Origin of the sequence: Nocardia sp. JMUB6875, assembly GCF_041154655.1 — a bacterium.
Classification (GTDB): domain Bacteria; phylum Actinomycetota; class Actinomycetes; order Mycobacteriales; family Mycobacteriaceae; genus Nocardia.
In genome coordinates this window covers 40,733-48,424 of record NZ_BAAFGR010000045.1, presented here as the reverse complement: position 1 = coordinate 48,424, position 7,692 = coordinate 40,733, and the positions used below count along the sequence as shown (strand labels likewise).

General features: G+C 68.6%; 6 protein-coding genes. 3 read left to right on the top strand and 3 right to left on the bottom strand.

The window, feature by feature from the left end; translation table 11 throughout:
• Nucleotides 1-253: 253 nt before the first annotated feature.
• Nucleotides 254-1,108, top strand: coding sequence for a 16S rRNA (cytidine(1402)-2'-O)-methyltransferase (rsmI, locus tag ACAM49_RS14230; protein WP_369635960.1), 855 nt, complete (start codon nt 254-256; stop codon nt 1,106-1,108).
• A gap of 31 nt (nt 1,109-1,139) precedes the next feature.
• Here the strand turns inward: rsmI and ACAM49_RS14225 are convergent, their stop codons facing one another.
• Nucleotides 1,140-1,964 carry a helix-turn-helix domain-containing protein gene (locus ACAM49_RS14225; RefSeq protein WP_369635959.1) on the bottom strand — a complete coding sequence of 275 codons (825 nt, stop codon included), beginning with the start codon at nt 1,962-1,964 and terminating at the stop codon, nt 1,140-1,142.
• A 91-nt stretch (nt 1,965-2,055) separates the two neighbouring features.
• Between ACAM49_RS14225 and ACAM49_RS14220 the strand changes: the two genes are divergently transcribed.
• Nucleotides 2,056-3,300 (top strand): cytochrome P450, encoded by a 1,245-nt coding sequence (locus tag ACAM49_RS14220; protein ID WP_369635958.1) that lies wholly within the window; start codon nt 2,056-2,058, stop codon nt 3,298-3,300.
• A 166-nt stretch (nt 3,301-3,466) separates the two neighbouring features.
• On the opposite strand, the gene ACAM49_RS14215 is transcribed toward ACAM49_RS14220, so the two are convergent.
• Nucleotides 3,467-4,615 (bottom strand): alpha/beta hydrolase fold domain-containing protein, encoded by a 1,149-nt coding sequence (locus ACAM49_RS14215; protein WP_369635957.1) that lies wholly within the window; start codon nt 4,613-4,615, stop codon nt 3,467-3,469.
• A 117-nt stretch (nt 4,616-4,732) separates the two neighbouring features.
• Between ACAM49_RS14215 and ACAM49_RS14210 the strand changes: the two genes are divergently transcribed.
• On the top strand, nt 4,733-5,542 hold the full coding sequence (locus ACAM49_RS14210) for an alpha/beta fold hydrolase (protein ID WP_369635956.1): 810 nt from the start codon (nt 4,733-4,735) through the stop codon (nt 5,540-5,542).
• Here the strand turns inward: ACAM49_RS14210 and ACAM49_RS14205 are convergent.
• Complete coding sequence (locus ACAM49_RS14205; RefSeq protein WP_369635962.1) at nt 5,488-7,626, bottom strand: MMPL family transporter; 2,139 nt, start codon at nt 7,624-7,626, stop codon at nt 5,488-5,490. The two genes, ACAM49_RS14210 and ACAM49_RS14205, sit on opposite strands and share 55 nt — an antisense overlap.
• Between the last annotated feature and the right edge of the window lie 66 nt (nt 7,627-7,692).

Here is a 7,692-nt window from a genome sequence, read left to right as displayed (position 1 = left end):
CCCCTCCATGGACCGGTCCGTCACCGACCACGCGTGGGCGGCGGTGTTGCCACGCGCCTCAGCCCGATCCGCCGGAAGCTCATCGGAGACGTCGCATTGCCGTCGAGTGGCACACCAGCGCGGTCGATCCCGACAAATCCCCTCGCTGGTGTGCCACTCGGCGAACCAGGTCAGCGGTGGGGAGGTCGTGGCGTCGGGGTGGCGTCGATAGAGTCGGGGGAGGAGTTGGGTGGAATCGAGGCGGAGGAGTCACATGAGTGCGGAGCCGAGTGCTGGCGGACGGCTGGTCTTGGCTGCTACGCCCATGGGGGATATCGGGGACGCCTCGCAGCGGTTGCGGGATGCGCTGGGGACGGCCGAGATCGTGGCGGCGGAGGACACGCGGCGGACTCGGTCGCTGGCCAAGGCGCTGGATGTGGAGATCACCGGGCGGGTGGTCAGCTTCTATGACCACGTCGAGACCGCTCGGATTCCCATGTTGCTCGAGGAGATCCAGGGCGGGCGGACCGTGCTGCTGGTGACCGATGCGGGGATGCCGTCGGTGAGTGATCCGGGGTATCGGATGGTGGCGGCCTGCGTGGAGGCCGGGCTGCCGATCACGTGTTTGCCCGGGCCGTCGGCGGTGACCACCGCGTTGGCGTTGTCGGGGTTGCCGGTGGAGCGGTTCTGTTTCGATGGGTTCGCGCCTCGGAAGTCGGGGCAGCGGAAGGAGTGGCTGCGGACGCTGGCGTCGGAGCCGCGGGCGGTGGCGTTCTTCGAGGCTCCGCATCGGCTGGCCGATTGTCTGGCGGATGCGGTCGAGGTGCTCGGGGCGGGGCGGCGGGCAGCCGTGTGCCGGGAGCTCACCAAGACGTATGAAGAGGTCGTGCGCGGCACGCTGGGCGAACTGGCCGCGTGGGCCGTGGAGGGGGCGCGGGGGGAGATCACCGTTGTTCTCGAAGGGGCGCAGCCGGTTTCGGCGGAGCCTGCCGATCTGGTCGGGCAGGTGGAGGCGTTGATCGAGTCCGGGTTGCGGCTCAAGGATGCGTGCGCCGAGGTTTCCGCCGCCACCGGCGCCTCGCGCCGCGAGCTGTACGACGCGGTGCTCGCGGCACGGTCCGCAGACTAGGACCGAGCGCCACGGCTGACCGGCGTGGGGGCTACAGGCGGTGTAGTCGGCCGCGGGACCTGGTGATCGGCAGATGGTGCTGGAGCTGCCAATTCTCCATGATCATCACGTAGTCGCCGTCGGGCTTGCGGACCAGGGTTTCGGCGCTGAGGGCTCGGGCGTAGGCGACTTCGACGTTCTCCCACTTCTTCCGGAATTCGGGGAACTCCCAGAGCCTGCGGTGCTGTTCCTGCGCCCAGTCGGTGTGGCCGTAGCGGCCGATCATGCCGCGATGCCAGGCGACGCCCACGTCGGCTTGGTCGTCCCAGTTGACCATCACCTCTTTGGCCTCGTCGGTGAACGACCACTCCAACAAGTAGAGGCCGGGCTCATGGGTGGGGAAGGTGTCGTAATAGGCCTGGTTGGCGGCGAGCAGTCGCCGCTGCGGGGTGTAGAAGGACACCAGATCGCCGGTGGCCTCGGCCATTTCGGTGCGCATGATCGGTGTCAGCGCCTCCTGGAACACCTCCAGCGCGGGCATGTGCGAGGCCGGATCCAGCCCGGGCCACACCGGATACGGTGAGGCGTACCCGGCGAGATCGCAGGCGTAGCGCCATTCCTCGTCATTGGCCCGGTAGGTGTCGGTGAGCTGGCGCAGGATCCCGATATCCACCCGCCCGACCTCGTCCCGCTCCAGTTTCGTCAGGTAACTGGCGGTGATGTGGGCTTCGCCGGCCGCCTTCTCGCGGCTCAGCTTGCGGTTGCGGGGCAGCGTTCCGGCGTCGTGGCGGCGCTGTTCCTCGCGTTGCCGCAGGAACGTGAAAAACCGTCCCAGCGTGGGGTTTTCGGGTTCGTGCATGGTGTCGGTGGTTCGCATTCTGCCTAGTGTGTGCACTGCGAGTGTATGCAGTGGCGGGGGTGGTCGGCGGCGGGACCGGTGGCGTGGCGCACTGTTAGAGTCGCCGATCATGGGGCATGAGACCGCCGTCACGGCAAGCGAATTGGCGACCGAGCCGTTCGTGCTGACCGACGACTTCTACCAGGACCCCCACGCCGCCTACGACGAGTTGCGCGGGCGCGGCCCGGCGCATCTCGTGCGTTTTCCCGACGGCGGCACCGGCTGGCTGATCACCGATTACGAGGTCGCCAAGGCCGCGTTCCTGGACCCCACCATCAGCAAGGCGCTCAAATCGAAGGGCGCGCGGGCCGCACTCGCGGGTGAGGCGGGCGGCGGTCAGGTGGCCAGCGCCATGTTCGGCGACATGATGGTCTTCTACGACCCGCCGGAGCACACCCGCCTGCGGACCCTGGTGAACCGGGCCTTCAGCAGCCGCGCCGTGCGCGAACTGGCCCCGCGCATCACCGAATTGGCCGACGCCCTGCTCGAAGACCTGGCGGCGGACGCGCGCACCGATCAGGATCTGCTGGACCGCTACGCTTTTCCGCTGCCCATGCTGGTCATCTGCGAGCTGCTCGGGGTGCCCAACGAGGAGCGCGACAACTTCCGCGCCTGGTCGACCACCCTGGTCTCCAATGACGAGACCATCGAGGCCCGCACCGCCGCGGTGCAGCAGTTCGTCGGCTACATCGACCAGTTGATCCGGGCCAAGGGCAGCGAGCCCGCCGATGATCTGCTGTCCGAACTCATCTCGGTCAGCGAGGACGGCGACAAGCTGTCGCACCGCGAACTGATCAGCATGGTGTTCCTGCTGCTCGTCGCGGGTTTCGAGACCACCGTCAACCTCATCTCGAACGCGGTCGCGATCCTGCTGAGCGACAAGACCGTTCGCGCCGCCCTCGCCCAGGATCCGGACCGGGTACCGGATTTCGTAGAGGAGGTGCTGCGCTACGAATCGCCGGCCAGCGAGGCCACCTTCCGCTACACCACGGTCCCCGTCACCCTGGGCGGCGTGGAAATCCCCGCGGGACAGCGCATTCTGGTGTCGATGGCCGCGGCCGACCGCGACCCGGCCCGTTTCACCGATCCGCACACCGTCGACCTGGATCGCGCCGACAAGAACCACCTGGCCTTCGGCTACGGCATCCATCGCTGTGTCGGCGCGCCACTGGCCCGCATGGAGGGCGGGGTCGCGCTGACCCGCCTGCTCGCGGCCTATCCCGACCTGGAGCTCGCCGCCGATGCCGAGTTGTCCTGGCGCAAATCCCTGATCGTGCGGGGTCTGACCGGTCTGCCGGTACGACTCCGCCCCTGAGGCCGCGCGTCGGCCGGCCGAGATGCGCGCATGACGAAGGGGGTTGTGCGCTCATCTCCGCGGGCCGACACCGGTTCGCAGGTGCGCCGCGTTCAATGGCGAACGATGGCGACCCGGTGAAGCGCAGCTGTGTGTCCGCGAGCGAATTCCGCGGCACGCAGCTGCGTCACCGGATCACGGGATCGCGCAGGAATTCCCCGATGCGGCGCACCGCCTCGGCGGCCTCCGGATGGAATGACCAGTACAGCTGGAAGGCATGGCCTTCGACCGGAAAGCTGTCGTGCCGCACCGCGACTCCGGCCTCGCGCAGCCCGCTGACCAGCGTGCCGGTCCCGCGGCCCATGTCATCGAATTCCGCCGACTGCACCAGGGTCGGCGGCAGCCCGCCGAGATCCGCGCACAGCGCGTTGGCCTCCGGATCGTGCGCCGGCAGCTGCCCCAGGTAGGCGGACTGGAACCGCAGATGCAGCTCGACCTCGGTGGGTGCGGACTCGGCCGGGGCGAAGAAGTCGACGGAGGGGCAGAGCAGCACGGCCGCGCGCGGCATGGGCAGGCCGTCGTCGCGGGCCCGCAGCAGGACCGAGAGTGTGAGCATCGCGCCGGTCGAATCACCCATCAGCGCAATCTGGTCCGGTGCGTGGCCGGAATCCAGCAGCCAGCGGTACACGGTCAGCACATCGTCGCGGGCCGCCGGGAACGGATGCTCGGGCGCGAGCCGGAATTCCGGCGTCAGCACCCGGGCGCGTGCCGACCGGGCCACCGCGCCCGCCATCCCGCGATAGCCGTAGGCCGAACCCATCATGAACCCGCCGCCGTGCGCGTAGACGACGGTCAGCTCGGACGCGTCGGCGGGCACCAGCTGAATCCCCGGCACCCCACCGGCATTCACCGGTTCCAGCAATACGCCCTCGGGCGTGGGCAACTGCGCGTGCATGGCCTCGAACGCCTCCCGCATGGGCGCGAGCTCACCGTCGAAACTCTCCTGCACCGGACTCCAGATCCGATCCATGCGGGCCGAGAGTTCGCCACCCGCCGCCTGCGCCGCGGTCATCGCGGCATCCAGGTCGGCGAGCACGTCCCGGGTTCGATCCAGCATCGCCTTCCCGGCGGCGGTCAGGCTCACGCTGCGGGTATTGCGATGGAAGAGATCGCAGCCCACCAGCTTTTCCAGCCCCCGGATGGTCCGGCTGAGCGCGGGCTGGGTGACATACAGCCGCTGTGCCGCCCGCCCGAAGTTCAATTCCTCCGCCACCGCGACGAAGGCGCGCAGATGCCGCAGTTCCACGCCCTCCGGGGTCCGTGGCGGCTCGACCATGCGCCCGAGTATGCCCGCCGCGCATTGATGCCGCAGCGGCATAGCTGTCTTGATATCCCGGCAATTCCCCGGGGCCGCCGGAACTGCGACCGTAGATCCAACAAGGAGGGACACATCATGGACACCATCAAAGGATTCGTAGATTCCAAGGACGGCACCCGGATCGCCTACACCCGATACGGTTCGGGCCCGGCGGTGGTGCTGGTCGACGGCGGACTCGCCACCCAGGACTTCGGCCCCAACAAGGCACTGGCGGAGGCGCTTTCGAGCCGATACACCGTCTTCACCTACGACCGGCGCGGCCGCGGCGGCAGCGGCGAGAATCTTCCGCTGGACATCGAGCGCGAATTCGAGGATCTCGACGCGGTGTCCGATCTGGCCGGGGAGCCCGTGATGCTGTACGGCATCTCCTCCGGCGGCGGAATGATCCTGGACTACCTGCGCAGTGGCCGCAGGGTCCGCAAGGTCGCGCTCTACGAGGTGCCCTTCGTGATCGACGACGGGACCCGCCCGCCCGCGCCGGACGATTACGTCGAGCACATCACTTCGCTACTGGCGCAGGGGAAGAACGGTGACGCGGTGAAGTACTTCATGCGGTACGGCGTCCGCCTGCCCGCACTGCTGGTGGCCGCGTTCCCGCTCTTCCCGGGCTGGAGTCATTTGAAGCAGGTCGCGCCGACCATGGCCTACGACCTCCAGTACGTGGCGCAGTTCCAGAAGGGGCAGAAGCTGCCCGCCGATCGGTGGACCGACCTCGGCGCGCCGGTGGCGGTGATCGCGGGCAGCAAGAGCCCGGCCTGGATGCGCAATGCCAATGAGGCACTGGCCCAGGCGATTCCGGGAGCGACGTATAAGGTCCTGCCCGGCCAGACTCACCTGGTCAAGGCTCCGGTGCTGGCCCCCGCGCTGATCGAGTTCTTCGGCTGAATCTTCTTCCGATTGCCCGGGGCCCACCAGTTGGCGGGCCCCATCAGCTTGACCAGGGCCGGAACCAGCAGCATTCGGACCAGGGTGGCGTCGATGATCAGGGCGATCACCATGCCCAGGCCGAGGAATCGCATGGGGGTGAGCGGGGACAGGGTGAACGCCCCGGTGATGAGCACGAGAAGCGTTGCGGCGGCGGTGATCACACGAGCCGTCTGCACCGTGCCGACGCGCACCGATTCCTCGGTGTCGGCTCCGGCGTTGTGCGCCTCCACCATTCGCGAGAGCAGGAACACCTCGTAGTCGGTGGACAGCCCGAAGACCACGGCGATGATCAGCACCAGCATTCCCGCCGACAGCGGCCCGACGCTGATGTGCAGTACGCCCGCCAGATGTCCCTGATCGAATATCCAGGTCAGCACCCCGAAGGTGGCCGTCAGGCTGAGGAATGCCATGAGCACGGCCTTGAGCGGCAGCACGACCGAGCGGAAGGCCAGGGCCAGCATGAGCAGGGTCACCGCCACCATGACCGCGATCATGAGCGGCAGCCGGTCCAGTACGGCGGCAATGGAGTCGACGGTGGAGGCGCTCTCGCCGCCCACCTTCAGCTCCAGCCCATCCAGCCGCAGGTCGCGCAGGTCGTGCACGATGTCCTGGGCACGCGGCGAGCGATCCGGGGCGGCCAGCGCGGCGTGGATGACGGTGGTGCCGTCCTTGGTGTCGAGGGCCGTCGCCTGGCGCACGCCCTGCACCGCACCGATCTCCCGCAATGCCGTGCTGATCGCGGCCGAACTCGCTGCACCGCCGCCTGTTTCGCGCAGCAGGATGGTGGCGCCGCTGTTGGCGGCCGGGAAGTGCGCGCTCAATTCCTCGACGGCGGTGCGGGTTTCATTGCCCGCGGGCAGGGCAGTGTGGTCGATATCGCCGAGGCGCACGCCGGTCAGCGGGGCGGCGAGCACGAGCAGGATCGCGCCGACGGCGATCGCCACCGCGCCGGGCCGCCGCATGACCGCCGTGACGACCCGTCCCCAGAACTGCTGCGCCCGTAGCTCGGAGCGTTCGAAGGCGTCCGCGCGCCAGCTCCACTTGCCGATGCGCGGGCCGAGCAGGGCGAGGATGGCGGGCAGGGCGGTCACCGACAGCAGTGCGGCCAGCCCGACCGCGGCGATGGCCCCGATGCCGAGCGAACGCAGCACGGCCAGCGGGAACACGAAGGTGCCCGCGAACGCGCACATGAGCAGCGCGGCCGAGAACAGCACGGTGCGCCCGGCGGTCTGCAGGGTCCGGGTCACCGCTTCCTCGGTCGAGCGTCCCTGTCCCAGTTCCTCCCGGAATCGTCCGACTATGAAAAGCCCGTAGTCGATGGCCAATCCGAGCCCCAGCAGCGACACCACGTTCATGGCGAACACGCTGACCTCGGTCAGCCGCGCCATGATCCCGACCGTGCCCAGCGCGCCCACCACCGCCAGCGTGCCGATCAGCACCGGTAGTGAGGCGGCCACCACCCCGCCGAACACCAGCACCAGCACCAGGGCGGTGAGCGGGATCGAAATCGATTCGGCCAGCACCAGATCGTGTCTTGACTGCTCGCTGATGGTGTCGGCGAGCGCGCTGTACCCGGTCAGCTTGGTGTCGAGTCCCGGAACCCGCAGTGCGGCGGCGATCTTCGGATACTCGGCGACCCGCTGATTGTCATTGCCCGCAGAGAACACCACGGCCACCGCCTGGCGGCCGTCCGAGGACCGCAGGTAATTCGATCGCGGGCTGTTCCAATAGCTTTCGACCGGCCGGTCCAGCAGGGCGGGATCGATCTTCCCGATCGCCGCGGTCACCCGCGGCCCGATATCGCTGAGCGACTGCCCCTCGGGCGCGGTGTAAATGGCGATGACGTCCGGATTCTGCGGACCCAGCCGCTCGGTTACCCAAGCATCCACCGACGCGGATTCACCGTCCGGCACAACGAATCCGGCCGCACTCACCCGCTGCTGCAGCCCTGCCGCGAACAGACCGCAGAGCAGCGCGAACAGCACCGCCACCGCCAGCACGGTCTTGGGCCGCGCCACCACGATCCGAGCCCATGCGGCCATCACGCCGCCCGGTTCCACTGTCCTGGACGGAGATTCCACTGCGCCGGGGGCGATTTCGATGTCGGT

Bases quoted from the DNA above. Each gene is read 5' to 3' on its own strand.
- ACAM49_RS14225 (WP_369635959.1), bottom strand. From the start codon at position 1,964: ATGCGAACCACCGACACCATGCACGAACCCGAAAACCCCACGCTGGGA.
- rsmI (WP_369635960.1), top strand. From the start codon at position 254: ATGAGTGCGGAGCCGAGTGCTGGCGGACGGCTGGTCTTGGCTGCTACG.
- ACAM49_RS14220 (WP_369635958.1), top strand. From the start codon at position 2,056: ATGGGGCATGAGACCGCCGTCACGGCAAGCGAATTGGCGACCGAGCCG.
- ACAM49_RS14205 (WP_369635962.1), bottom strand. From the start codon at position 7,626: ATGGCCGCATGGGCTCGGATCGTGGTGGCGCGGCCCAAGACCGTGCTG.
- ACAM49_RS14215 (WP_369635957.1), bottom strand. From the start codon at position 4,615: ATGGTCGAGCCGCCACGGACCCCGGAGGGCGTGGAACTGCGGCATCTG.
- ACAM49_RS14210 (WP_369635956.1), top strand. From the start codon at position 4,733: ATGGACACCATCAAAGGATTCGTAGATTCCAAGGACGGCACCCGGATC.